Source organism: Nocardia sp. NPDC052001, from assembly GCF_040680615.1.
Lineage (GTDB): Bacteria > Actinomycetota > Actinomycetes > Mycobacteriales > Mycobacteriaceae > Nocardia.
Genome location: NZ_JBFAXC010000003.1, coordinates 942,427 through 968,127, shown reverse-complemented (window position 1 = coordinate 968,127; position 25,701 = coordinate 942,427). Strand labels below are relative to the sequence as shown.

24 protein-coding genes are annotated in these 25,701 nt (G+C 67.1%); 12 read left to right on the top strand and 12 right to left on the bottom strand.

The genetic code is table 11. From position 1 onward, the window contains the following. Window positions 1–4: 4 nt before the first annotated feature. The 5 genes from AB0L82_RS19870 to AB0L82_RS19850 form a co-directional block, all read right to left on the bottom strand. On the bottom strand, window positions 5–1,156 hold the full coding sequence (locus AB0L82_RS19870; protein WP_364638031.1) for an acetyl-CoA C-acetyltransferase: 1,152 nt from the start codon (window positions 1,154–1,156) through the stop codon (window positions 5–7). Window positions 1,157–1,251: 95 nt separating this feature from the next. Then, the gene (locus AB0L82_RS19865; RefSeq protein ID WP_364637804.1) at window positions 1,252–1,884 is read right to left on the bottom strand and encodes a TetR/AcrR family transcriptional regulator; all 633 of its coding nucleotides are present in this window, start codon (window positions 1,882–1,884) and stop codon (window positions 1,252–1,254) included. Window positions 1,885–1,904: 20 nt separating this feature from the next. Then, complete coding sequence (locus tag AB0L82_RS19860; protein WP_364637802.1) at window positions 1,905–2,594, bottom strand: hypothetical protein; 690 nt, start codon at window positions 2,592–2,594, stop codon at window positions 1,905–1,907. A 305-nt stretch (window positions 2,595–2,899) separates the two neighbouring features. Then, the gene (locus AB0L82_RS19855; protein WP_364637800.1) at window positions 2,900–3,694 is read right to left on the bottom strand and encodes an SDR family oxidoreductase; all 795 of its coding nucleotides are present in this window, start codon (window positions 3,692–3,694) and stop codon (window positions 2,900–2,902) included. Continuing rightward, entirely contained in the window at window positions 3,691–4,911 is a 1,221-nt protein-coding gene (locus AB0L82_RS19850; protein ID WP_364638028.1) for an acyl-CoA dehydrogenase family protein, read from the bottom strand. The genes AB0L82_RS19855 and AB0L82_RS19850 overlap by 4 nt, the downstream gene beginning before the upstream one ends. Window positions 4,912–4,981: 70 nt before the next feature. Here AB0L82_RS19850 and AB0L82_RS19845 point away from each other — a divergent pair, with 70 nt between their 5' ends. The 6 genes from AB0L82_RS19845 to AB0L82_RS19820 all read left to right on the top strand — a co-directional run bounded on the left by AB0L82_RS19845 (window position 4,982) and on the right by AB0L82_RS19820 (window position 12,161). Next, window positions 4,982–6,529: a FadD3 family acyl-CoA ligase gene (locus tag AB0L82_RS19845; protein ID WP_364637798.1), complete on the top strand. Its 1,548-nt coding sequence runs from the start codon at window positions 4,982–4,984 to the stop codon at window positions 6,527–6,529. After that, window positions 6,526–7,437 carry an enoyl-CoA hydratase gene (locus AB0L82_RS19840; protein WP_364637796.1) on the top strand — a complete coding sequence of 304 codons (912 nt, stop codon included), beginning with the start codon at window positions 6,526–6,528 and terminating at the stop codon, window positions 7,435–7,437. The genes AB0L82_RS19845 and AB0L82_RS19840 overlap by 4 nt, the downstream gene beginning before the upstream one ends. Next, window positions 7,438–8,568 (top strand): acyl-CoA dehydrogenase family protein, encoded by a 1,131-nt coding sequence (locus tag AB0L82_RS19835; protein ID WP_364637794.1) that lies wholly within the window; start codon window positions 7,438–7,440, stop codon window positions 8,566–8,568. 16 nt (window positions 8,569–8,584) lie between these two features. Further along, window positions 8,585–9,652 carry an acyl-CoA dehydrogenase gene (locus tag AB0L82_RS19830; protein ID WP_364637792.1) on the top strand — a complete coding sequence of 356 codons (1,068 nt, stop codon included), beginning with the start codon at window positions 8,585–8,587 and terminating at the stop codon, window positions 9,650–9,652. 40 nt (window positions 9,653–9,692) lie between these two features. Continuing rightward, complete coding sequence (locus AB0L82_RS19825) at window positions 9,693–10,736, top strand: acyl-CoA dehydrogenase family protein (protein ID WP_364637790.1); 1,044 nt, start codon at window positions 9,693–9,695, stop codon at window positions 10,734–10,736. Between the two features lie 177 nt (window positions 10,737–10,913). Further along, window positions 10,914–12,161, top strand: a complete 1,248-nt coding sequence (locus AB0L82_RS19820; protein ID WP_364638025.1) for an MFS transporter — start codon at window positions 10,914–10,916, stop codon at window positions 12,159–12,161. Window positions 12,162–12,168: 7 nt separating this feature from the next. Here AB0L82_RS19820 and AB0L82_RS19815 read toward each other — a convergent pair whose 3' ends face one another. After that, complete coding sequence (locus tag AB0L82_RS19815; protein ID WP_364637788.1) at window positions 12,169–13,566, bottom strand: amino acid permease; 1,398 nt, start codon at window positions 13,564–13,566, stop codon at window positions 12,169–12,171. 85 nt (window positions 13,567–13,651) lie between these two features. Here AB0L82_RS19815 and AB0L82_RS19810 point away from each other — a divergent pair, with 85 nt between their 5' ends. Then, entirely contained in the window at window positions 13,652–14,404 is a 753-nt protein-coding gene (locus tag AB0L82_RS19810; RefSeq protein WP_364637786.1) for a DUF427 domain-containing protein, read from the top strand. A 64-nt stretch (window positions 14,405–14,468) separates the two neighbouring features. Here AB0L82_RS19810 and AB0L82_RS19805 read toward each other — a convergent pair whose 3' ends face one another. From AB0L82_RS19805 to AB0L82_RS19790, 4 genes are all read right to left on the bottom strand, one after another. Further along, the gene (locus tag AB0L82_RS19805) at window positions 14,469–15,992 is read right to left on the bottom strand and encodes an ATP-binding cassette domain-containing protein (protein WP_364637784.1); all 1,524 of its coding nucleotides are present in this window, start codon (window positions 15,990–15,992) and stop codon (window positions 14,469–14,471) included. Beyond that, window positions 15,989–16,804 carry an ABC transporter permease subunit gene (locus tag AB0L82_RS19800; RefSeq protein ID WP_364637782.1) on the bottom strand — a complete coding sequence of 272 codons (816 nt, stop codon included), beginning with the start codon at window positions 16,802–16,804 and terminating at the stop codon, window positions 15,989–15,991. The genes AB0L82_RS19805 and AB0L82_RS19800 overlap by 4 nt, the downstream gene beginning before the upstream one ends. Before the next feature lie 67 nt (window positions 16,805–16,871). Then, a complete protein-coding gene (locus tag AB0L82_RS19795; RefSeq protein WP_364637780.1) occupies window positions 16,872–18,263 on the bottom strand; it encodes an ABC transporter permease in 1,392 nt (463 codons plus the stop codon). Then, complete coding sequence (locus AB0L82_RS19790) at window positions 18,248–19,789, bottom strand: ABC transporter substrate-binding protein (protein ID WP_364637778.1); 1,542 nt, start codon at window positions 19,787–19,789, stop codon at window positions 18,248–18,250. The genes AB0L82_RS19795 and AB0L82_RS19790 overlap by 16 nt, the downstream gene beginning before the upstream one ends. Window positions 19,790–19,919: 130 nt before the next feature. Between AB0L82_RS19790 and AB0L82_RS19785 the strand changes: the two genes are divergently transcribed. Continuing rightward, on the top strand, window positions 19,920–20,330 hold the full coding sequence (locus AB0L82_RS19785) for a cupin domain-containing protein (protein WP_364637776.1): 411 nt from the start codon (window positions 19,920–19,922) through the stop codon (window positions 20,328–20,330). Here AB0L82_RS19785 and AB0L82_RS19780 read toward each other — a convergent pair. Together AB0L82_RS19780 and AB0L82_RS19775 are read right to left on the bottom strand one after the other, a co-directional pair. Next, window positions 20,327–20,656 carry a hypothetical protein gene (locus tag AB0L82_RS19780; RefSeq protein WP_364637774.1) on the bottom strand — a complete coding sequence of 110 codons (330 nt, stop codon included), beginning with the start codon at window positions 20,654–20,656 and terminating at the stop codon, window positions 20,327–20,329. The two genes, AB0L82_RS19785 and AB0L82_RS19780, sit on opposite strands and share 4 nt — an antisense overlap. Further along, the gene (locus AB0L82_RS19775) at window positions 20,656–21,867 is read right to left on the bottom strand and encodes a Rieske 2Fe-2S domain-containing protein (protein ID WP_364637772.1); all 1,212 of its coding nucleotides are present in this window, start codon (window positions 21,865–21,867) and stop codon (window positions 20,656–20,658) included. The genes AB0L82_RS19780 and AB0L82_RS19775 overlap by 1 nt, the downstream gene beginning before the upstream one ends. A gap of 214 nt (window positions 21,868–22,081) precedes the next feature. On the opposite strand from AB0L82_RS19775, the gene hsaA reads away from it, so the two are divergent. From hsaA to hsaB, 4 genes are read left to right on the top strand one after another with little or no spacing between them, the layout of a single operon-like run. Beyond that, window positions 22,082–23,251 carry a 3-hydroxy-9,10-secoandrosta-1,3,5(10)-triene-9,17-dione monooxygenase oxygenase subunit gene (gene hsaA, locus AB0L82_RS19770; protein ID WP_364637770.1) on the top strand — a complete coding sequence of 390 codons (1,170 nt, stop codon included), beginning with the start codon at window positions 22,082–22,084 and terminating at the stop codon, window positions 23,249–23,251. Between the two features lie 3 nt (window positions 23,252–23,254). Then, on the top strand, window positions 23,255–24,133 hold the full coding sequence (gene hsaD / locus AB0L82_RS19765) for a 4,5:9,10-diseco-3-hydroxy-5,9,17-trioxoandrosta-1(10),2-diene-4-oate hydrolase (RefSeq protein WP_364637768.1): 879 nt from the start codon (window positions 23,255–23,257) through the stop codon (window positions 24,131–24,133). Window positions 24,134–24,135: 2 nt separating this feature from the next. Continuing rightward, a complete protein-coding gene (gene hsaC / locus AB0L82_RS19760; RefSeq protein ID WP_364637766.1) occupies window positions 24,136–25,035 on the top strand; it encodes an iron-dependent extradiol dioxygenase HsaC in 900 nt (299 codons plus the stop codon). Window positions 25,036–25,049: 14 nt separating this feature from the next. Then, window positions 25,050–25,628, top strand: a complete 579-nt coding sequence (hsaB, locus tag AB0L82_RS19755; protein ID WP_364637764.1) for a 3-hydroxy-9,10-secoandrosta-1,3,5(10)-triene-9,17-dione monooxygenase reductase subunit — start codon at window positions 25,050–25,052, stop codon at window positions 25,626–25,628. Window positions 25,629–25,701: the final 73 nt, after the last annotated feature.

Here is a 25,701-nt window from a genome sequence, read left to right as displayed (position 1 = left end):
GGTATTAGCCCAGCCGCTCGATAATGGTGACGTTGGCGGTGCCACCACCCTCGCAGATGGTGAGCAGGCCGTAGCGCCCGTTCACCCGCTCCAGCTCATTGAGCAGCGAGGCGAACAGCTTCGCGCCGGTCGCGCCGAGCGGATGGCCCAGCGCGATCGCGCCGCCGTTGACATTGACCTTGTCCGGGTTGGCGCCGGTCTCCTTGATCCAGGCCAGCACCACCGAGGCGAAGGCCTCGTTGATCTCGATGACATCCATATCGTCGATGGTCAGACCGGTCTTCTCCAGCGCCCACTTGGTGGCCGGAATCGGTGCGGTGAGCATGTAGATCGGATCCGCGCCGCGCGCGCTGACATGGTGGATGCGGGCGCGCGGGGTGAGCCCGTACTCCTGCACCGCCCAATCCGAGGCGAGCAGCGTGGCGGCCGCGCCGTCGGAGATCTGGCTGGCGAGCGCGGCGGTGACGCGGCTGCCCTCGGCGAGCGGCTTGAGCCCGGCCATCTTCTCCATGGTGGTCTCGCGCGGGCACTCGTCGATCCAGAAATCGCCGACCGGCACGATCTCGCGATCGAAGCGGCCGTCGACGATGGCCTTGCGGGCGCGCTCATTGCTGCGCAGCGCCCACTCCTCCATGTCCACCCGGGAGATATCCCACTTCTCGGCGATCATGTGGGCCGAATTGAACTGCGACACTTCACCGGTGCCGTAGCGGTGATCCCAGCCCTGCGCACCGACGAACGGGGAGTCGAACCCGTACGCCTGGCCCGCGAGCATGGCCGCCGAGATCGGGATGGCGCTCATATTCTGAATGCCGCCCGCCACAATGATTTCCGAGGTGCCGGACATGATGGCCTGCGCGCCGAAGGTGATGGCCTGCTGCGAGGAACCGCACTGCCGGTCCACGGTCACACCGGGCACCGATTCGGGGTAGCCCGCCGCCAACCATGAAGTGCGAGCGATATTTCCGGCCTGCGGTCCGATGGTGTCGCAGCAGCCGAACACCACATCGTCCACGGCCACCGGATCGAGATCGGTGCGGCCCATCAGCCCGCGCAGCGCCGCCGCGCCCAGATCGGCCGGGTGCACGGCGGCGAGCGAACCGCCCCGCTTACCCACCGGGGTGCGCACGGAATCGATCACATACGCCTCACGCATGGGCGAATACTGGCGGCGGGACGGTGCTGACATGATCTGCTCCTACTGCTGACTGCGGGCTGTGCTGTGGCTCGGGAGAGCCTGTGGCGGTGGGACTAGCGCGCGTCGGGGCTGGTGAGCCCGTCGAGCACGATGGTCAGGTATTGCTTGGCGAGGTTGTCGACGGTGATCCGGCCGCCGGGCTGGTACCAGCGCACCGAGACCCATACGGTGTCGCGCAGGAACCGGTAGGCCAGTTCGATATCCATTTCCGGGCGGAAACTGCCGTCGGCCACGCCATTGGTGAGCACCTGGTACCAGAGTTCGCGGAACTCACGGTTGTACTCGTCGATATATTCGAATCGTGGTGTGCCGCTGAGCCGTTTGGCCTCGGCCTGGTAAATGGCGACGGCGGCGTGCCACTGGTCGAACGATTCGTAGGACGCGATCACCAGGGCTTCGAGGGTGTCGCGGGCGCTCAGGCCGGAGCCGACGATCTCGCGGTAGCGGCCGAAGAGGTCGTCGAGGAAACCGCGCAGAATTTCGTCCACCATCGCTTCTTTGGAATCGAAGTGGTGGTAGAGACTCCCGGATAGAATCCCCGCGGCGTCGGCGATATCGCGAACCGTGGTGGCGCGCAGACCTCGTTCGGCGAACAGGCTGGCGGCCAGGCCGAGCAGCTCGCTACGACGTGCCGACTTCGAAGGCTCCTGGGGTGGGGTCACGAAGCCCAATATACAACCAAGCATTTGCTTGGTCGAGTCCGGGTTTATCTGACGGAGTACCGCAGTGGTGAGGAGACGGAGAGGTCCGCCAATAATCGGTCGCAGATGATTATCGGGGAGATTCCGGCGCGGGCCATGCGGGCTACGAGGGCCAATCTTCGTTCGGGGCTGTCCCATTCGACGGTGAGGGGTTCGAGGCCGGGGCCGGCGTCGACGGTGGCCATGACGCGGGCCGGGGTGTCGTCGTGGGCGGGTTCCTCGGTGATTTTCAGGACCATTCCCCGCTGCCATGCCTGATATGTCTCCATATCTGCGCCTTCCACCAGCTTGTCGGTGGCGGCGCACAGGCCCTTGGCTATGCCGTCGGCGAAGGTGGTGCGGTCGTAATGCACGCGGCCGCAGGTGCGCACCACCTCGAGGAGGTCGGAGCGCACTTCGCGCAGGAGCTCGGTCTGTTTTCGGCGGTGCTGTTCGGCCTCGGACAGCGGATGCCAGGATTCGCGGGCCAATCCGATGCGACGGGCTCGCTCCCGATCGCGGATCAGGTCCCGGCGCAGGGCGGCTCGCGGATCCCGCAGAATCTCGCCCTCGTCGACGGCATGCTGTTCGAGTATCTGCGCCGCGCGCATGGCGGTGGCGCGTTCGGAATCGTGGTCGAGTAATTCCGCGCCCAGGGTGAGCGCGGCCATAACGACATTGTCGAGTCGGCGGCGCGCGAGAACCACCTCGCGCACCAACTCGAGTTCCTCGGGATTGGGTTCTTCTGTGGCTTGTTGTTGTCGGCGATCCGGACCCATGGGTCGCGCCCTTCGACTATGCGGAACCGGCCTAAACCAGGATTGCACAACGGGCCGATCCGCGCCCCAGCCATTTTGCGCCGCCGATAATTCAGGCAGCGTTCAGACCCCGAAAAACGCACCGGCACGCCCATATCTGGCGTGCCGGTGAAAAATACCGCAACCGGGTGACACGGCTTTCCACATCACCGCGGATATCCGAATTGGTTGCGTTCAACCGAAATCGGAAGCACCGCGCCTAATCAGGCACGCTGACTGGAAATGGAAACCACTTCACCCGTCAGGTAGGTGGTGTAATCGCTGGCCAGCATGGCGATGGTGGCGGCCACCTCCCACGGTTCGGCGGCCCGGCCGAAGGCCTCACCGGCGGCCAGGCGATCCAGCAGATCACCCGAGGTGACCTTGTCCAGGAACGCGTGCCGGGCGATGCTCGGCGCGACCGCATTGATGCGCACGCCGTATTCGGCGGCCTCGACGGCCGAGCAGCGGGTCAGCGCCATCACGCCCGCCTTGGCGGCGGCATAGTGCGCCTGCCCGTGCTGCGCGCGCCAGCCGAGCACGCTGGCGTTATTGACGATGACGCCGCCGTGGCCCGCCTCGCGGAAGTACTTGAGCGCGGCCCGAGTAGCGCGGAACGTGCCGTTCAGCGTGATGTCGATGACCTTGTCCCACTGCTCGTCGGTCATATCGACGACGGGGGTCTCACCACCGAGCCCGGCATTGTTGACCATCACGTCGATCCGCCCGAACGCGGCGACCGCACCGGTGATGAGCTGATCGACCTGTTCGGTCGAGCTGACATCGCAGGGCACGGAAGCGACTCTGCGGTCCGGGAATTCGGCCTGGAGCGCTTCCTCGGTCTCCTTCAGACGACGCTCGTGCCAGTCGGAGACGACGACGTCCGCGCCCTCGGACAGCAGGCGGCGCGCGGTGGCCGAGCCGATACCGGTTCCGGCGGCGGCGGTCACCACGGCGACCTTCCCGGCCAGCAGGTTGTGGCCCGGGGTGATTTCAGGAGCGATGGACAGGTCGGTCACGGACGAGCCTCTCGGGGAAGTCCGAGCACACGCTCGGAGATGATGTTGCGCTGCACCTCGTTCGAACCGCCGTAAATGGTGTCCGCGCGGGTGAAGAGGAAGAGCCGCTGCCAGGCATTGAGGTCATCGCCCTCGGCATCGGCGATCAGGCCGGGCGCACCGAGTACGTCCATGGCGAGTTCGCCGAGATCGCGATGCCAATTGGCCCACAGCAGTTTGGTCACCGAGGCCGAACCGGCGGCGGTGCGGGCATCGACGGTCGCACCGTCGTGACCGGACTCCAGGGTGCGCAGCACGTGTGCGCGCAGCACCCGCAGTCCGACCCACGCCTTGTCGAAACGGTCTGCGATGACGGCGTTTTCGAGTGCGCCGTTCTTGCGGGCGACGGCCTCGAGGTCGGCGAGTTCGCGGGCGTACCGGATCTGCTGGCCGACGGTGGAGATGCCGCGCTCGAAGGTCAGCGTGCCCATGGCGACCTTCCAGCCGTCGCCGGGCGCGCCGACCACCAGATCGGCGGCGGTGCGGGCATTGTCGAAGTAGACCTCGTTGAATTCCGCGGTCCCGGTGAGCTGGATGATCGGCCGCACCTCGACGCCCGGCTGCTTCATCGGCACCAGGAGGTAGGACAGGCCGTGATGGCGGGTCGAACCCTTCTCGGTGCGCGCGACCACGAAGCACCAGTCGGACAGGTGCGCGAGCGAGGTCCACACCTTCTGTCCGGTGATGGACCATTCGTCGCCATCGAGGTACGCCGAGGTGCTCACCGCGGCGAGATCGGAGCCCGCGCCGGGTTCGGAGTAGCCCTGGCACCAGAGTTCGGTGACATTGCGGATACCGGGCAGGAAGCGGCGCTTCTGCTCCTCGGTGCCGAAGGCCAGCACGGTCGGGCCGAGCAGTTCCTCGCCGAGGTGCGAGACGCGGCTGGGTGCGTCGGCCTTGGCGTATTCCTCGTGGAAGATGACCTGCTGCGCGAGGGTGGCGTCGCGGCCGCCCCATTCCTTGGGCCAGCCCAGGCAGGTCAGTCCGGCGGCGGCGAGGGCGCGGTCCCATTCGAGACGCTCCTCGAAAGCCTCGTGCTCGCGCCCGGGACCACCCAGACCGCGCAGTTCGCGGAACTGTCCGTTCAGGTTCTCGGCCAGCCATTCCCGCACTTCGGTGCGGAATGCGGCGTCCTCGTGAGAGGTGTTCCCACTGGCCGGTTCGGGGGTCTGGATCATGCTCACCTCCGTAGAGTAACCTACCAAGCACTTGCTTTGTTAGACCCATTCCCGGACGCTCGGAGACGCCGTGACATCCCCACCGCAGACCACTCCGCTCGCGCTGCACGCCGCCGCGAACGCATACGGTTCCGCACCCGCCGTGTCCGACGGTGCCGTGCGATTGAGCTGGGCACAACTGCTCGACTCGGTCCGCGAGACCGCACGCGTGCTGATCGCGCGCGGTGTGCAACGCGGCGACAAGATCGGCATCTGGGCTCCGAACACGCACCACTGGGTGACCGCGGTGCTGGCCACCCACTACGTGGGCGCGGTGATCGTGCCGTTGAACACGCGTTACGTGGCCGATGAGGCCGCCGATGTGCTCGGCCGGGTGGAGGCCAAGGCGCTGTTCATCGCCGGCACCTTCCTGGGCCGCGACCGCCTCGCCGAACTGCGCGCGGACGCACCGGAATTGGTCATCGACACCGTCATCGTGATTCCCGCTGAGCGGGAAGAGACCGTCGAGAACGCCATCGCGTGGTCCGAACTGCCGAAGCTGGCCGCGGCGGTCAGCCTCGAGGATGCCATCGCGCGCGCGGAATCGATTCGGGCGGAAGATCTTTCGGACATCCTGTTCACCTCCGGCACCACCGGGCGCAGCAAGGGCGTGCTGATCTCGCACGGTAAGGCGCTCACCAGCGCCCGCGCCTGGGCCGACTGCGCCACCCTGAGCAGCGATGACCGCTATCTGGTGGTGCCGCCGTTCTTCCACAGCTTCGGATACAAGGCGGGCATTCTCGCCGCGCTGGTCACCGGCGCGCACATCATTCCGCAGGCCACCTTCGATGTGCCCGAGACCATGCGACTGATCCACGATGAGCGGATCAGCGTGCTGACCGGACCGCCGACGATTTTCCAGACCATTCTCGAACATCCGGCGCGCGCCGAGGCGGACCTGTCCACGCTGCGGGTCGCGGTCACCGGCGCGGCCACCGTACCGGTCGTGCTGATCGAGAGAATGCGCAGCGAGCTGAAATTCGATGTGGTGCTGACCGCGTACGGGCAGACCGAATCCGGCGGCTTCGGGCTCATGTGCCGTCCCGAGGATTCGGCCGAGACCATCGCCAATACCTGCGGTCGCGCCATCGACGGTTTCGAGGTGAACCTGGCCGACAATGGTGAACTGCTGCTGCGCAGTTCACAGATCATGGTCGGCTACCTCGATGACGCGCAGGCCACCGCCGACACCATCGATCGGGACGGCTGGCTGCACACCGGCGATGTCGCGGTGATCGACGACCGCGGCTATGTGAAGATCACCGACCGGCTCAAGGACATGTACATCTCCGGCGGCTTCAATGTGTATCCCGCCGAGGTGGAGCAGGCCATGGCGCGGTTGAACGGGGTCGCCGAGACCGCCGTCATCGGTGTGCCGGACGAGCGCATGGGCGAGGTCGGCAAGGTGTTCGTGGTGCGCAAGCCCGGCGCCGAACTGACCGCCGAAGACGTACTGGCGCATGCCAAGACGCTGCTCGCCAATTTCAAGGTTCCGCGGTTCGTCGAGTTCCGCGATCAGCTGCCCTACAGCGCCGCGGGCAAGGTCCTCAAGCGGCAACTACGTGAGGAGAAGGCGTGAGCGCACACGACAGTGTGGATCCGGGGCCCATTCCCGATGAGGGCGAGGTCGTCCTCTACGAGAAGCGGGGGCCGGTCGCGGTCGTCACGCTGAATCGGCCGGACTACCGCAACGCGCAGAACTCGGTCATGACCTACGCGCTGGACGCCGCCTTCGTGCGCGCGGTCGAGGACGCCGAGGTCAAGGTGATCGTATTGGCCGGGGCCGGAAAGCATTTCAGCGCCGGGCACGATATCGGGACGCCGGGGCGCGATCACCACATCAAGTACGAGAACCAGGCGGCGCTGTGGTGGGACCACACCGATCGGCCCGGCGGTGATCAGCGGTTCGCGCGCGAGTCCGAGGTGTACCTGGGCATGTGCCGGCGCTGGCGGGAGATCCCCAAGCCGACCATCGCCATGGTGCAGGGCGCGTGCATCGCGGGCGCGCTCATGCTGGCCTGGTCGTGCGACATGATCGTCGCCTCCGAGGACGCGTTCTTCTCCGATCCGGTGGTGCGCATGGGTATTCCGGGTGTCGAGTACTTCGCGCACCCGTGGGTGCTCGGCCCGCGCCGCGCCAAGGAGATCCTGTTCACCGGTGACCGCTTCACCGCCGCACAGGCTTACGAGTGGGGCATGGTGAATCGCGTTGTCGCACGCGAGGATCTGGAGACCGAGACCTTCGCGCTGGCCGAGAAGATCTCGGCCATGCCGCAATTCGGCCTGGCGCTGACCAAGAAGGCCGTCAACCAGTGCGAGGACCTGATGGGTATGCGCGCGGGCATGGATTCGGTGTTCGGGCTGCACCACTTCGCGCACGCGCACAATGCCGAGGTCGGCGCGGACTCGCTGGGCGGGATGAACGCCAAGTCCATGAAGGCCACCGCCACAACCACAGATGCCGCAGGAAAGAACGGGGCGAAGTAAGTGGATCTCGAATTCGACGCCAAGACAGAGGAATTCCGCACCGAGGTGCGCGAGTTCCTGGCCGCCAACGTGCCCGCGACGCCACTGCCGTCGATGGACACCGAGGAGGGCTTCGAGGCGCACCGGGCGTGGGAGGCCAAGCTGGCCGAGGCTCGGTTGTCCTGTGTCGCCTGGCCCGCCGAATACGGCGGCCGGGACGCGTCACTGACCGAATGGGTGGTCTTCGAGGAGGAGTACTACGCCTCCGGAGCGCCCGGCCGGGTATCGCAGAACGGCATCTTCCTGCTCGCGCCGACGCTGTTCGAGCACGGTTCGCCGGAGCAGCTGGCCCGGATTCTGCCGAGAATGGCTCGCGCGGATGACATCTGGGCGCAGGCCTGGTCGGAGCCGGAGGCCGGTAGCGATCTCGCCGGTATCCGCTCCAGCGCCAAGCGCACCGAGGGCGGCTGGATTCTCAACGGCCAGAAGACCTGGAGCTCGCGGGCCTCGTTCGCGGACTGGGGTTTCGGGCTGTTCCGCTCCGATCCGGAAGCGCAGCGGCATAAGGGACTCACCTACCTGATGTTCCCGCTGACCGCCGAAGGCATTACGGTGCGGCCGATTCCGCAGCTGGACGGCGAGCCCGGATTCGCGGAGATCTTCCTCGACAATGTGTTCGTGCCGGACGCCGATGTCATCGGTGAGGCCAATAACGGCTGGAAGGTCGCCATGGCGACCTCCAGCAATGAGCGCGGGCTCTCACTGCGCTCCCCCGGCCGGTTCAATGCCACCGCCGATAAGCTGATCGACCTGTGGCGCACCGTCGCCGACGAATCCGATACCGCGCTGCGCGATCAGGTCGTCGACGCCTGGGTCGGCGCGGAGGCGTACCGCCTGAATACCTGGGCCACCGTCACCCGGCTCGCCGACGGCGGTCAGCTGGGCGCGGAATCGTCGGTGAACAAGGTCTTCTGGTCCGACCTCGATATCGCCATGCACGAGACCGCACTGGATCTGCACGGTGCCGCGGCCGAACAGGAATCGGCCTGGACCGACGGTTTCCTGTTCTCGCTGGCGGGTCCGATCTACGCCGGTACCAATGAGATCCAGCGCAATATCATCGCCGAACGCCTGCTCGGGCTGCCGCGCTAGTCACCCGGAGGACGACATGCGATTCGCACTTACCGCCGAACAAATCGATTTCGCCGCCAGCCTGCGCAAAATGGGCGAGGCGGCCAAGACGCCCGGCGTCGTACGCGCCTGGGGCGCGGGCGATTCCGCGTCCGGCCGGGCACTGCTGAGCCAGCTCGCCGAGGCCGGTGCGCTGGGCCTGACCATCACCGAGGACAACGGCGGCTTCGGCGCGGGCCCGGTCGAGTTGATCGTGGCCTTCACCGAAATCGGCCGGGCCGCCGTGCCGGGACCGCTGGTGGAGACCGCCGCCGCGATTCCCGCACTGCTGCAGGCACTTCCGGATGCGGCCGCAGCGGCGGAATGGCTGCCGCAGTTCGCCGAGGGCGCGAAGCTGGGCACCATCGCCATCGGTCCAGACGCGGGTGGCTCGGCCGCCGCGACGGCCGGAGCCAGCGCGCTCGCCGCCTCCGGCACGCCGGTCGCACTGGACGCCGATATCGCCGACCTGGTGCTGCTCGCCGCGGGTGATCGGGTTTCCCTCGCCACCGCCGGTGCGCAGGCCAAGTCTGTCGACGCGGCCCGCCGCCTGTTCCCAGTGACCGCCGAGTCGGTGCTCGCCGAGGGCGAAGGCGTCGGCGCCGCAATCGATCTCGCTTTCGATTCCGCCGCCCTGGCCGCCGCCGCGCAGCTGCTCGGCGCGGGCCGCGCGCTGCTCGACACCAGCGTCGACTACGTCAAGCAGCGCCAGCAGTTCGGCAAGCCGATCGGCCAGTACCAGGCCATCAAGCATCACCTGGCCAATGTCTCCATCGCCCTGGAGATGGCGCAGCCGCTGCTCTACCGCGCCGCCCTCACCCTCGAGGCCGGAGCGGACGCCGGCACTCGCGCCCGCGATATCTCCGCGGCCAAACTGGCCTGCGGTGAGGCGGCGTACCAGGCGGCGCGCATCGGCTTGCAGGTGCACGGCGCGATCGGCTACACCGCCGAATTCGATCTGTCGCTGTGGCTGACCAAGGTCACCGCGCTCCGTTCCGCCTGGGGCACACCGGCTTTCCACCGCGCCCGCATCGCCGCCGCCCTGCGCGCGGGTGCGGCGGCGTGAACCACCTTCAGCTACGGCACGACACGATGGGAGCCGACGCATGAGCATTACGGCTGAGCAGCAGGAACTCGCCGGGACCGTGCGCGCGGTGCTGGCCAAGCACGGCGACAGCGCGGCCATGCGGCGCGGGCTGGAGGCCGAGCGCGGCTATGACGAACAACTGTGGAAGCTGCTGTGCGAGCAGGTGGGCGTCGCGGCGCTCGCCATTCCGGAGGAGTTCGGCGGCGTCGGCGTCGGCCTGGTCGAATCCCTGCTGGTGGTAGAGGAATTGGGCCGCACGCTGGCCGCGCCGCCCATGCTCGGCTCGGCCGTGCTCGGCGTGCAGGCGCTACTGCTCGCGGGTGACGCCGAAGCCAATGAGCGGCTGCTGCCCGAGGTCGCCGAGGGTGTGCGCACGCTGGCGCTGTGCTGGGCCGGTCCGTCCGGCTGGGATTCCTTCGGCGTCCGCGCCGAGGGCGAAACCGTCTCCGGCACCGCCCATTACGTCCTGGACGGTGCGTACGCGGACACCCTGCTGGTGCTCACCGCCGATGGCCTCTTCGAGGTCGACGGTGCGGCCCTGGGTGTGACCCGCACGGTCGTGCCCACCATGGATCCGACCCGTCGCCTGACGACCATCGAGTTCGCTTCGGCTCCGGCGCGTGCGCTGGGCGCGGTCGACCTGCCGCGCCTACGCGAAATCGCCTGGGCCGCAGTGACCGCCGAGCAGCTCGGCGCGGCCGAGCGCTGCCTGGACATGACGGTCGAGTACAGCAAGTCCCGCGTGCAGTTCGGCCGTCCGATCGGCAGCTTCCAGGCCCTCAAGCACCGCATGGCGGATATGTACGCTCTGGTGGAGTCCACCCGCTCGGTCGCCTACCTGGCCATCGCCGGGCTGGCGAACGGCACCGCCGAAGCCGTCGATGTGGCCTCGGCCCGCATCCACGCCACCGCCACGCTCAATTCGGTGGTCTCGGAGACCGTGCAGCTGCACGGCGGCATCGCCATCACGTGGGAGCATGACGCGCACCTGTTCTTCAAGCGCGCGCACGGTGACGCCCAGCTCTTCGGCACCCCGGCCCGTCCGCTGGCCCGTCCGGCGTAGGCGGAGAACCCCTCGGCTCAGGCCGGGATCGGCGCAAAGGCGCTGGTCCCGGCCTTGTGCGTTATTTCACTCGAAAATATCCTTAGCCTTGTTAACTATTTAGTTAGCTTGTGCAACAATCTAGGGAGCAGCTGCGACACAACCGCACTCCTAGATGAGGAACTGGCCTTGAGCACAATGTCGGTTACGCGGCCCGCCATCGACGGACCTGCCAACACCAGAGAAACCAAACAACCCAAATCCGTTTGGGCCGTGGCCTTCGCCTCGGTCATCGCGTTCATGGGGATCGGCCTGGTCGATCCCATTCTCAAGCCGATCGGCGAACAACTGCACGCTTCGCCGTCCCAGGTGACGCTGCTGTTCACCAGCTACATGCTGGTCACGGGCTTGGCCATGCTGATCACCGGTGTCATCTCCAGCCGCTTCGGCGCGAAGAAGACCCTGCTCGCGGGCCTGGCCATCATTGTCGTATTCGCCGCTCTCGCAGGCGGTTCCGGCACCGTGAGCCAGATCGTCGGCTTCCGCGCGGGCTGGGGGCTCGGCAATGCCCTGTTCATCGCGACCGCGCTCGCCACCATTGTCGGCGCTGCCAGCGGGGGCACCGCCCGCGCCATCATCCTGTACGAGGCGGCGCTCGGCATCGGCATCGCGACCGGACCGCTGGTCGGCGGATTCCTCGGCCACTTCAGTTGGCGCGCACCGTTCTTCGGCGTCTCGGTGTTGATGGCCATCGCCTTCATCGCCCTGGTGGCGCTGCTGCCCGAGGCCCCGAAACCCGCCAGGCCGACCTCCATCACGGCACCGTTCAAGGCCCTCGCCTACCCCGGTCTGCTGCTGGTCAGCGTCACCGCGCTGCTCTACAACTACGGCTTCTTCACCCTGCTGGCCTACACCCCGTTCCCGCTGAATATGGGCACCTATTCCATCGGCTTCATCTTCTTCGGCTGGGGTCTGCTGCTCGCGTTCTCCTCGGTCTTCCTGGCTCCGAAACTGCAGCGCGCCTTCGGAACCGTGCGCATGATGGCGCTATCGCTGGCGCTGTTCGCGGTGGATCTGGGTGTCATGGCCGCGTTCGCCGACCATAAGCCGGTCCTGGTGATCGGCACCGTGATCTCGGGCCTGTTCCTCGGGGTGAACAACACCCTGATCACCGAGGCCGTCATGGAATCGGCCCCCGTGGAGCGCGCCACCGCCTCGGCCGCCTACAGCTTCGTCCGCTTCGCGGGCGGTGCGGCCGCTCCCTACCTGGCGGGCAAGCTCGGCGAACACCATATGGCGCTGCCCTTCTGGGTCGGCGCGGCCTGCACCGCCGCCGCAGTTGTCGTCCTGGTCTCGGGCCGGAGTCTGCTGGCGCACATGGACACTCGCGCACCCGGCGCGCACACCCCCGCCGAGGCCCAGGCCATCACCCTCGGCGAGGACTGAACCGCTCTCAGTGCCGCAGCACTTCCACCTCGTGGACGGGCGGCTTCCTACCGAAGCGTTTGCGCAGCGGATAGAGGGCGGCCACGACCAGGAGGCTGATTGTGGAGGCCAGCAATTGGTTTCGCTGATCGGGGTTGGCCGCCATGGCCACGAAGACCGCCAGGATGGCGATGATCACGGCCCAGGAGATGTAGGGGTAGCCCCACATGCGATAGGTGAGCGCGGAGGGGTCCTCGCGGCGGAGGCGGGCGCGTAAACGCAACTGGGAGAGCATGATCGCCACGTAGATGAAGGCCAGGACGACGCCGATGGAGTTCACCAGGAAGGTGAAGACCTGGTCGGGCGAGACGTAGGAGGCGATGACCGCGCCCCAGGCCGCGACCGTGCCGAGCAGTACCGCGCGGGCCGGGACACCGCGCTTGTTCACGGTGACCAGGGCGGCGGGGGCGTCACCGTCACGGGTGAGGACGTAGAGCATGCGGGAGGAGACGTAGATGGCCGAATTCAGCACGGAGAGAACGGCTGTCAGGATGACGACCTGCATGATGGTGCCCGCGGCGGGGATGCCCATACGGTCCAGGGCGCTGACGAACGGGCTCTGTAGTACGTGGGCGTCATTCCACGGCAGGATGGTCACCACCAGGAAGATCGAGGCCACGTAGAACAGGCCGACCCGCCACAGCACGTTATTGGTGGCCCGGGCCACGGCCTGGCCGGGCTCCTTCGATTCCGCGGCCGCGACCGTCACGATCTCGGTGCCGCCGAAGGCGAACATGACGATCACGATGGCGGAGAAGATGCCGGTGATGCCGTTGGGTGCGAAACCGCCGAATGCGGTGAGGTTGCCGAAACCGCTCTCGGCATCCGGCCACAGGCCGAAGACCCAGGCCGCGCCGATCACCAGGAACAGCACGATGGCCACGACCTTGATCGAGGCGAACCAGAATTCGAACTCGCCGAACGATTTCACCGACACCAGATTGACCGCGGTCATCAGGGTGAGCAGTGCGGCCGAGAGCACCCACTGCGGCAGCTCGATCCAATTCGACAGGATGGCCGCGCCCGCGACGGCTTCCGCGCCGACCAGGATGACGTAGAGGTACCAGTACAGCCAGCCGATGGTGAAGCCGGCGAACGGACCCATCGACATGCGCGCGTATTCGGCGAGTGAGCCCGCGACCGGGCGAGCGACCACCATTTCGCCGAGCGCCCGCATGACACAGAGCACCAGCAGTCCCGCGGCCGCGTAGGAGAGGATGGCGGCGGGTCCGGCGGTGCCGATCACCGAACCGCTGCCGACGAAAAGTCCCGCGCCGATCGCGCCGCCGATGGCGAGCATGGTCATATGGCGGCGGCGCAGCCCGGTCCGCAGTCCCTGCTGCTCGGTGCTGAGCGTTTCCGACATCTGGCCGCCTTCATGTTGTTGCTCGGTTGTTGCCCGAACACCATAGCGGGCCTGCTCCTTCCACTTCGGAGTACCTTCGGGAGGTATGTCCGAAACGAAGACGGATCAGGTGCGCGTGCTGCCGTGCGCCAAACGAGTACGCGTCTATCTGGGCGGTCAACTGGCCGTCGACACCATCAAATCCAGGCTGGTGTGGGAGCACGCCTACTTCCCCACCTACTACTTCCCGGCCGATGAACTGCGGGTCAAACTCGAGCCGACCGGCGATACCCGCACCGCGAATCACCTCGGCACCCCCGTCGGCTTCGATGTCATCGCCGACGGCCATACCGCGCCGGGTGCGGCCGTGCGCTACCTCGACTCCCCCACGCCCGAACTACAGGATCTGGTCCGTCTCGAGCCCAAGGCCATGGACGCCTGGTTCGAGGAGGACGAGCCGATCTACGGTCATCCCCGCGACCCCTTCCATCGGGTCGACATCCTCTCCAGTTCCCGGCATATCCGCGTCGAGATCGCCGGGCAGACCGTGGCCGAATCCCGCAACCCGCGCATTCTGTTCGAGACCGGGCTGCCCGCGCGCTACTACCTGCCGCTCACCGATATCCGCCTGGACCTGCTCGAGGACTCCGACACCACGACGCTCTGCCCGTACAAGGGCAACGCCGAATACTGGAGCGTGCAGCTCGGCGAGGACATCTACCGCGATATCGTCTGGATCTACCGCACACCCACCGCGGAGAGTCAGAAGATCGCGGGCTTCGCCAGCTTCTACAACGAGAAGGTCGACATCTGGGTGGACGGCGTGCGTGAGGAACGACCCGACTCCCCGTTCAGCTGACCGGAAATCGGCGTGACCGAGACAACCGCCGCCCGGCAGCCGCTCGGTGCCCGGCAACGGCAGCTCAATGCCCGGCAACGGTCACGCCCGCGAGCAGCGACCGGGTGGCCGCGTGCGCGGGTTCCGCGAAAACCGTTGCGGTGCGGCCGGATTCCACGACCCGACCGGCGTCCAGCACGGTGACCGTATCGGTGCGATCGGCTATCAGCTCCAGATCGTGCGCGATGAGCACCAGCGCCACCCCATGCTCATCGCGCAACCCGCACAGCAAATCCATGATCGCGTCGGCGGTCCGGCGGTCCAGTGCGGAGGTGATCTCATCGCAGATCAGCACCTCCGGCTCGGCCGCCAGCGCCCGCGCGATGGATACCCGCTGCCGCTGACCACCGGACAGTTCGTGCGGATAGCGTTGCGCGAAGCCGGATTCCAGCTCGACCTGCTCCAGTAATTCGGCTACCCGCGCCGCCACCGCACTCGACCGCCGATGCAACCGCAGCGGCCGCGCCAGCGTCGCCCCCACGGTGCGACTCGGATTCAACGCACCCAGCGGATTCTGCGGCACCAGCTGAATCCGCCTGCGCTGCTCCCGATTCCGCCGCTGCCACTGCCCCCGCAGCGCGATCCCGTCCAGGGCAATGCTCCCCGCACTCACCCCGTGCAACCCCACCACGGCCCGCGCCAGACTCGTCTTCCCCGATCCGGATGGACCCACGACACCGACCGCGGACCCGGCCGCCACCAGGAGATCGACATCGTGCAGCACCCGCGTGCCACCGGAGAACTCGACGGCCAGGCCACGCACCGAAAGCAGCGGATCTCGTTCCACCACAACGGGTTCCGAATCACTGGCGGATAGTGAGGTGAGGTGCGCGGTTTCCGAAACCGGCGAGGTCGGCTCGGGCGGGGATGCACCCGGGTTCAGGTCGACGACATCGTCGGCGATACGGGCCACCAGCTCCGGATCGTGGCAGGCGAAAACGATGGTGAGCCCACGGGTCCGGGCGAGGCGGACGAGCAGGTCGCCTATCTCGTCGCGGAGGGCCGGGTGCAGTCCCGCCGTAGGTTCGTCCAGCAGGAGCAGCTCCGGGTGCCGGGCCAGGGCTCGGGCGAGCGCGACGCGGCGCTGCTGGCCTCCGGAGAGCGCACCGGGACGACGCGTGGTGAAGGCGGGCGCGGTGGGGAGCTGAACCTCGGCGAGCAAGGCCGGGAGTTCGGCGGGGTCCACCGCGAGCTCGCGAATGAGGGTGCGGACCTTCATACGCGGATTCAGCCCCGAGCCCGGGTCCTGCCCCACGAAAGCCATTCGCGTACGCCGCAATTCCCGCAGATCTCGATCGGCAGCGGCGAAGATGTCATAGCCCAGCACCTCGACGCTGCCCGCTACGCGCGCTGAACCAGGCGGCAGCAGACCGGTCAGACCACGCAGCAAGGTGGTCTTGCCCGCCCCGGACGCTCCGGTGAGCGCGACCAATCGACCGGCCCGCGCTTCGAAACTCGCCTCGCGCAGCAGGAATCGCCCATCGGCCGCCACCGACAAGCCGTCGACCCGCACCACGGCCCGCTGCGGATCCACTTCGGAAGTCGTCATGGGCGCACCGCTTTTCGGCCGTGTTGGGGTGTGAGAGCGGCGGCGGCCAGATTCACGCTCATGGTGAGCAGGCCGATCAGGAGGCCGGGGGCGACCACCGGCCAGGGATTGAGCATGATGCCGGGGCCGTTCTCGCGGATCATCAGGGCCCAGTCGGCGGCGGGTGGGTGTGGGCCGATTTGGAGGAATCCGGCGGTTGCCACCAGGTAGGTGGCGGCGACGAAGCGCAGGCCGAACAGGGCCAGCAGGGTGGCGCGAAGATTCGGCAGCACCTCGCGGAAGATCAGGTGGCCCAGGCGTTCACCGCCCGCCGCCGCGGCTTCCACGTAGCCGGACGCGGCGATGGGGGCGGCCGCACCGGCGACCAGACGCACCGCGTACGGCACGCCGAGCAGGACCGCGGCCAGCACGATCGTGTAGCGGCCACCGTCTCGCCAGGCCAGCGCGATGAGCAGCAGGCCGAGCACCGCGGGCAACAGCATGAGCAGATCGGCGGTGCGGTCGATCACCCGTCCGATCCCGGGTCGGAGCGCACCCAGCGCACCGAGCACCGCCGAGATCGCGGTCACCAGGGCCGCCGCCACCAGCGCGGACACCACCAGTTCGCGCCCGCCACCGAGCAATCGGCTGAGCACATCGCGCCCCAGCAGATCCCCGCCCAGCGGTGCGCCCGCACCCGGTTCCGCATACGGTCTCGTTACCGGCGTATCGATGGCATGCGGGGCCAGCACGGGTCCCACCAGCGCGAGCCCGATCAGCAGCAGCGCGGGCAACAGTCGAATCGCTGTGCCGGAGAGCAGTCTTCGTCTCATGGCCGGCACCTCTCGCCGATGCCCGGCTGATTTCTGCCGTACCGGGCCGATGCCCGTGGCCCGCCGCTCATCGACGGCCTCCCGCCAGAACATCGCGGGTGATGTCCGCGATCAGCAATACAACGGTGATGACCGCGCCGGTCAGTGCGGTGACACCGGCGACCAGGGGTGCGTCGCGATCGGTCGCGGCGGAAGCCAGGACCGTGCCGATGCCCGGATAGTTGAAGACAACCTCGACGGCGACCGCGCCGCCCAGCAGCATGCCGGTCGAGGTGGCGAGACCGGCCACGATGGCGGGCAGCGCCCCCGGCAGCACATGCCGCAGCAGCACCCGCTCGGGTGAGAGCCCTTCCAGGACAGCGGCTTCCACGTGTGGTTCGCGAGCCTCATCGGCGAGTGCGGCCCGCGCGATCCGTACATTCCAGCCGGTCTGCGGAATGGCGAGCGCGAGCACCGGCAGCACCAGCATGTCCCATGCCGCGGGCGCGCCGTCGGCTCCCGCCAGCGTGACGGCGGGCAGCCACCCCGTCCACAGTGACAGCACCGCGACCAGCGCGATCGCCACCACGAATTCGGGCAGCGCCAAAACCGCTGTCGCCGTGCCGGATACCACCCGATCCACCCAGCCCCCGGGTCGCAGGGCCGCCCATCCCGCGAGCGCCAGCGAGCACAGCGCCGTCAACGCCAATGCCAGCCCGCCCAGCAACAGGGTGTTCGGAAACGCCCCCGACACCAGTTCTCGCACCGGCACCCCTCGCGCCGAAATCCCGAGATCCCCGCGCGGCAACCCGCTCATCCAATCCCAGAACCGTTCCAGCACCGGCCGATCCAGCCCCAACTCGGCCCGCCGCCGCGCCACATCGGCGGCGCTCTCCCCCCGCTCCGCCGTCGCCCGAGCCGCATCCCCGGGCAACAGGTCCACCGCCACGAACACCACGGCGAGCAGGATCCACAGCAGCACAGCCCGTTTCGCCACCACCATCACGAAACCCGACACCGGCCGCCAGGTGGTCGCCAGCCACGACCGCCCGATTGGGACGAGCGGCCGCCGACTCCCGTCGCCCTCGTCCACCGCGCTCCTACCGCGCGGCTTCGAGTAGCCGACGGCGACCGGCAGCGGGCCGAATCGAACCGTCCGCCGCGCCGAGAATCGCTTCGACTGCCGTTCGCCCGGCCCCTCGGCGTCCGGCGTCACTTCGCCGCTCGCGCTCGCTCGCGACGACTGCCCGTCGATGTGGTCGTACTCGGACTCCGATCGGTCACGGCCTGTCGGTCGATCGGACGCCGAGTCGCCCGGTCCCTGTGCCGGAACCACGGCGTGCGACGAGTCACCGCTCAAGGTGGTCGGGGCATCGAACGACGCCGTCCCGCCGGGTATCTCGGCAGCGGGTGTGACCGGCGGTGTGCGCGCCGACTGGGCGGCGGCACTCGGCCCGGTGGAGTTCAGCTCGCCAGCCATGTGCGTTCGAGTTGGACTCGGCCGTAGCCGGGGAGGGTGGGCAGACCTTGGACGGGGGTGCGGGCCAGGTCGATGCCGTCGGCCATGCCCCAGAGCAGATAGCCGGAGCGGTCGTATTCGATCTGCTGCAGGGTGCGCAGCAGGGTGGTGCGGGCGGCGGGGTCGGCGGTGGCCACGGCGCGCTGGTAGGCGGCGTCGAATTCGGGCTCGCTCCAGGCGGTTTCGTTCTGTCCGCTGCCGGTGATCATGGTCTTGCTGGCGAAGAACAGGACGGAGTCGTTGGTGCCCCAGTAGCCGGTGTAGAGGTCGCCGTGCAGCCAGGTGGAATCCCAGAACGCGCCGGATTCCTGTTTCACCACATCGATCTTGACGCCCGCCTCGCGGACCTGGGTGGCGAACAGCGCCGCGGATTCGGCCAGGCCGGAGATGTCCTCGGTGGTGTACAGCTGATAGGTCTTACCGGTGTCGAAACCTGCTTGGGCGAGCAGTGATTTCGCCCGGTCCAGGTCGCGGGCACGCTGCGGGATATCGCGGGCGTAATCGGGATCGCCGGTGCCGAGGATATCGTTGGCGATGCTGCCGTATCCCGAAAGTGACTGCGCTACAAGCGCTTTACGATCCACGGCCAGGCGCAGCGCCTCCCGGACCCGGGAATCGGCGTAGGGACTGCCCGCCGCGGTGCGCATGACGATCGGCATGGCCATATCGTTCGCCCGGCGCTGGATGCGAATATCCTTGCGCCCCTGTGCGGTGCGCGCGGCGACCGCGCCCGCATTGGAGGCCAGGTCGATCTGCCCGGCGAGCAGCGCCGTGGACATGGCCTGCGGGCTCTCGAAAATACTCACCTCGATGGCGTCGAGGTACACCTCGCCGCCGTACCAGTCGGGGTTGCGGACCAGCCGGGCGTTGCCGCCGCGGAACCAGTCCAGCTTGAAAGGCCCGGTGCCGGGCGCGTTCTCGATATCGAGGGTTCCATTGGGCACCACGAAGGTGGTGAGCCGGGTCAGCAGCGGCAGGTCCGCGTTCGGATAGTCCGAGACGAGCACGACGGTGCCCGGCCCGTCGGCCGTGATGCTCTCCGCGCGCACACCCGGCAGCCGGGAGGCTCCGGCGGGCGTATTGCGCAGTCGCCGTAGCGAATACACCACGTCATCGGCCGTAACAGGTCTGCCGTCATGGAATGTCGCCCCGGGCGCGAGCGTGAAGCGCCAGGTCTTCAGGTCCGCCGAGGACTGCCAGGACGCGGCCAGCCGCGGTGTGGTGACGGGCTTGTCCCCGGGCACGGTGAGCGTGTCGTAGCGCAGGCTGAGAATCAGGTAGTCGCTCTCATTGGCCTGCGACCCGTGCGGATCGCGCGTGATCGCTCCGGTTCGCCCGAGCGCACCGACCCGCAACGTGCCGCCGCGCCGGGGCGGACCCGACACCTCGCCGGACCCGGTGGAGTCATTGCCCCCGCAGGCCGCGAGCAGTGCGATGAGGCCGAGTCCGCCACCGGCCTGGAACATCTGACGCCTGGACAGGTGCAACGTCGTCCTCGATTCAACACGGCTACTCGGAGGCTAAGGTTTGCCTACCCTTTCACCTAATCGAGGATAAAATCAACCACCCCGGTCGCGCAGCCGGACCGCGATAACCGTCGGACCTACTGTGGATGCCATGAGCATCGAAAGGCCGAAGCTGGCAGCGGAATTGGATATGGCCCCGCACCCCGAGGGCGGCTGGTACCGGGAAACCTGGCGCAGTGCGGTCGAATTCGAGCCCGAAGGCTATGACGGCCCGCGCTCCAGCGCGACGGCCATCTATTTCCTGCTGCTGCCGGGTGAGAAATCCGCGCCGCACACGGTGCGCTCGGATGAGATCTGGTTCTGGCATCGGGGCGGCCCGCTACTGCTGAACATCGGGGGCGAGGAGATCGTCCTCGGACCCGATGTCGAGCAGGGGCAGCGGCCCCAGGCGGTGATTCCCGGCGGTGTGAGCCAGGCCGCCCGTCCGGCGGGCGACGACTACGTGCTGGTGAGTTGTGTCGTCGCACCGGGTTTCGACTTCGCCGACTTCCGTCTGGACTAGTCGTCTATTTCGAGCAGGCCCTCGGCCACGGCGTGGTCGATGGTCTTCTCGAGGTTCGGGCAGGAATCCGGTTTGCCGAAGGTCGGCCCGGCCTCGGCCATCTTGCGGAACACCGGGCAGTGTTCGGCCGGATTGACCGTCCACTGCACGGTTTTCTGGTTGCTGCTGTGCTTGCGCACCAGCACCTCGGTGCCGCAGGACGCACACGCGATCGGTGTCATCCCGGATTCCATGTAATGCTCTTTGTCCAGCACCGTCTGGGCGCGCACCTGCGCCCGCCGCTCCGGACGGTCCGCGAAATCGGGTGCTTTCGCCCAGGCGGTCATCAGACGTTCGCCTCCTCGGAAGCCGCGGCGGCTTCGGCGGCTTCGCGCTTGCGGCGCATGTTCTCTTCGACCTCGACGCCCCAGGCCTCATTGGCCTTGGTGGTGTCGACCTCGAATTCGAAGCGCTGCTGCGACTTAGGATCGATATCGGCGACGTCCACGTAGAACTGGTCGTACCAGCGGCGCAGCTGATAGACCGGGCCGTCCTCCTCGGTGAGGAGCGGATTGTCGATCTTGGACTTGTGCTTCCAGATCTCGACGTCCTGCAGGAAGCCCTCGGAGACGCCGTCGGTCATCTTGCGAGCGAAGCTCTCGGCCTGCTCATCGGGGAGGCCCTTGGGCTTCTCCAGCGTGACACCCCACTGCAGCACGAACGAATCCTGCGTGACCGGGTAGTGGCAGTTGATCAGGACCGTCTTGACCTCGAAACCGCTGTAGCTGTTCAGCAGCGGATTGATCATGTAGGACGGACCGAAGTAGGACGCCTCGGACTTGAGCAGCGAATCGATCCCGGCCTCGGCGGCGGCGCCGATATCGGGACGGCCCTTGGTCTCCAGGAACTGCGTTGCGACGTGACCCTCGAGAACGTTCTTGAAGTACGTCGGGAAGGCGTAGTGGATATAGAAGAAGTGCGCCATATCCACGACGTTGTCGATGATCTCGCGGCAGTTGGCGCCCTCGATGAGCAGCGAATGCCAGGTCCACGGGGTCCAGTCGCCGGACAGCTCCTCGAGCGGATTGCCGTCCTTGTCCTGGAAGGGCCCGTCGATGTACGGAATCGTGACCGCGTCGGTGGGCGCGCTGCCCTCGTGGTCGTGCCAGACGAACAACTGACCGTTGCGCTCGAGCGTGTGCCACGAGCGGGTGCGAGCCAGCGGCGGTACGCGCCGGGCATAGGGAATGCCCGTGCACTTGCCGTCGCCGCCCCAGCGCCAATCGTGGAACGGGCAGGCGATGGAATCGCCCTTGACCTCACCCATGGACAGGTCGCCGCCGAGGTGCCGGCAGTAGCCGTCGAGGATCTTCAGATCGCCCTTGCTGTCCATGAAGACGACCAGCTTGGTACCGAAGGCCTGAACCGAGTGCGGCTTGCCGTCGCGGAAGGTGCTGGCGAGTCCCAGGCAATGCCAGCCCCGGGCGTAGCGGGTGGGCATCGCACCCACATCGATCTCGCGAACCTTCCCACGGGGCCCCGGTGGGGTTGTTGACATCGTGATCCTCCTCTGGAAGTACTAGAACACGTTACAAAAATGCGGCGCTTCACGCCAGTTGTTCGTCCAATCAATGGACAAAATGCCTCGTGAGGCGAACGACGCGTGCGCGTGGCATATAGCGGCCACCTGTTCTCGACAGAAATAAGAACGTGTTCTAGTCTCAGAGACAAACGAGAACCGCCCGATTCACCAGGCAGGAGCAACTGGCGCGATGACGCAAGAAGTAGTTGAGCGGGTCGAAGCCCTGCTGCCCACTCTCCGCGAGCGGGCCCAGCAGGCCGAGGATCTCCGGCAGATCCCCGAGGAGTCCATCAAGGACCTGCAGACCGCCGGATTCTTCAAGCTGCTGCAGCCCAAGCAGTGGGGCGGATACGCCGCCGACCCCGTCGTCTTCTACGACACCGTCCGCAAGATCGCCAGCGCCTGCGGCTCCACCGGCTGGGTCGCGGGCATCATCGGCGTGCACAACTGGCACCTGGCGCTGTTCGATCAGCGTGCGCAGGAAGAGGTCTGGGGCGAGAACACCGACGTCCGCATCTCCTCCTCCTATGCGCCCATGGGTGCGGGCGTGGTGACCGAGGACGCCTCGGGCTACACCGTGAACGGTTCCTGGGCTTGGTCTTCCGGCTCCGGCCACGCGGACTGGGTGGTCGTCGGCGGCCCGGTGATCAAGAACGGCAAGCCGGTCGACTTCGGCAGCTTCCTGATCCCGCGCAGTGAATACGACATCAAGGATGTCTGGCACGTGGTCGGCCTGCGCGGCACCGGCTCCAACACCGTCGTGGTGGAGAATGTGTTCGTACCCAAGCACCGGTTCCTCAGCTTCCGCGCCATGGGCGAGCTGAAATCGCCTGGCCTGGAGCAGAATACCGATCCGGTGTACAAGATGCCGTGGGGCACCATCCACCCCACCACCATCTCCACCCCGATCGTCGGCATGGCCTACGGCGCGTACGAGGCGCACGTCGAGCATCAGGGCAAGCGCGTGCGCGCGGCCTACGCCGGTGAGAACGCCAAGGACGATCCGTTCGGCAAGGTGCGCATCGCCGAGGCCGCCAGCGATATCGACGCCGCCTGGCGTCAGCTGTCCGGCAATGTCGCGGACGAATACGCGTATCTGCTTCGCGGCGAAGACGTTCCGTTCGATGTGCGGGCTCGCGCCCGCCGCGATCAGGTGCGCGCCACCGGCCGGGCCGTCGCCTCCATCGACAAGCTGTTCGAGGCCTCGGGCGCCACCGCGCTCGCCAATGGCACTCCGCTGCAGCGCTTCTGGCGCGATGCGCACGCCGGGCGGGTGCACGCGGCCAATGACGCCGAGCGCGCCTACGTCATGTACGGCACGCACGCTTTCGGGCTGCCGATCACCGACACGATGGTGTAGTCCATGACCACTGTTGAGGACATCACCTTCGAGTCCACTTCGAAGTACGCGCAGGTCCGCCCGGATCTGAAGCTGCACTATCACGAGGCGGGCGTCGGCAACGGCCCCACCATCGTGCTGCTGCACGGTGGCGGGCCCGGTGCGTCGTCATGGTCGAACTTCGCCAAGAACATTCCGGTGCTGGCGCGGGACTTCCACGTGCTCGCCGTCGATCAGCCCGGCTTCGGGCTGTCCGATAAGCCGACCGAGCATCCGCAGTACTTCGTGCACTCGTCCTCGGCGCTGAAGGATCTGCTCGATACCCTTGGCATCACCGAACGCGTGCACCTGCTGGGCAATTCGCTCGGCGGCGGCGCGGCCACCCGATTCGCGCTCGACTATCCCGATCGCGCGGGCAAACTGGTGCTGATGGGTCCGGGTGGGTTGTCCACCAACCTGTTCGCGCCGGACCCCACCGAGGGCGTCAAGCTGCTGTCGAAGTTCAATTACGAGCCGACGCGCGAGAACCTCGAGGCGTTCCTGCGGATCATGGTCTTCGACCAGAAGCTGATCACGCCGGAACTCATCGACGCGCGCTTCGAATCCGCCAGCAAGCCCGAATCATTGGAAGCCACCCGCGCGATGGGACGCTCCTTCGCCGGGGCCGACTTCGCCAAGGGCATGATCTGGCGCGACGCGTTCAAACTGCGGCAGCCGGTGCTGATGATCTGGGGCCGCGAGGATCGGGTGAACCCGATCGACGGCGCGCTCGTAGCTCTGAAGATGGTGCCGCGCGTGCAATTGCACGTATTCGGCGGCTGCGGGCATTGGGCGCAGCTGGAGAAGTTCGACGAATTCAACCGCCTGGCAACCGACTTCCTGCTCGGCGTCAAGGAGAAGTGAGCATGAGCATTCGAGCACTCGGATACATGCGCATCGGGGCCACCGATATGGCGGCCTGGCGTGAGTACGGGCTCAAGGTGCTCGGCATGATGGAGGGCACCGGACCCGATCCGGATGCCCTCTACCTGCGCATGGATGATTTCCCGGCGCGCCTGGTGATCGTGCCGAGCGACGTTGACCGGCTTCAGGTTTCCGGCTGGGAGGTGACCGACGGCCCCGCGCTGCAGGTCCTTCGGGAGAAGCTCTCCAAGGCCGGCGTGGCGTTCCGCGAGGGCACCAGGGAAGAGGTCGCCGACCGTCGCGTCGAGGCGCTGATCTCGTTCCAGGATCCGTCCGGCAATGTGCTGGAGGCGTTCCACGGCTCGCAGTACCTGGCGCGGCGTTTCATCAGCCCGTACGGGCACAAGTTCGTCACCGCCGAACAGGGTCTCGGGCACGTCGTGCTCACCTGCGACGACGATGCCGCGGCACAGGCGTTCTATCAGGACATCCTGGGCTTCCGGCTGCGCGACTCGATGAAGCTGCATCCGCAGATGCTCGGCCGCCCCGCCGACGGCGATCCGGCCTGGCTGCGGTTCTACGGCTGCAACCCGCGCCATCACGCGCTGGCGTTCCTGCCCATGCCGAATCCGACCGGCATCGTGCACCTGATGGTCGAGGTGGAGAGTTCCGACGATGTCGGCATGTGCCTGGACCGCGCCATGCGCCGCAAGGTGAAGATGTCGGCCAGCCTCGGACGGCATATCAACGATAAAATGCTGTCGTTCTATATGAAGACGCCGGGCGGATTCGATATCGAATTCGGCTGCGAGGGTTTGGAAGTCGAGGACGAGTCCTGGATCGCGCGGGAATCCACCGCGGTGAGCCTGTGGGGTCACGACTTCACCGTCGGATTCAAGTAAGCGAAGAGGCGGCCATGACAACGACGGACGATCAGCCCGAGATCGACGCACGGCAATTCCGGAATGTGCTGGGGCAGTTCTGCACCGGCATCACCGTCATCACCACCTTCGACGGGGAGGGCGCGCCGATCGGGTTCGCCTGCCAGTCGTTCGCCGCACTGTCCCTCGACCCGCCCCTGATCGTGTTCTGCCCCACCAAGGCATCCAAATCGTGGGCGGCCATCGAGGCCAACGGCAAGTTCTGCGTCAATATCCTCGCCGAGGAACAGCAATCGGTGTGCGCGCGTTTCGGCTCGCGCGAACCGGACAAGTTCGCCGGAGTTCCCTGGAACACTTCAGCTTTGGAGCTTCCGGTGCTGGACGACGCCCTGGCCACGATCCAGTGCACTGTGGATCAGGTCGTCGACGGCGGTGATCACTACATCGTGATCGGCCGCGTGCAGGCCCTGTCGGAATCCACCGATTCCGGCAGGCCCCTGCTGTTCTATCGCGGGCAGTACACGGCCATCGAGCCGGATAAGACGGTGCCCGCGCCGTGGCGTGCGGATCTGGAGCATTTCCTCACCACCACCACGCTCGATACCTGGTTGTGAGCTGATCGAGCCGACTGCGCCAGCGCCCCTGTGGAATTCATCCACAGGGGCGCTGTGCATTGTGGACAACTTG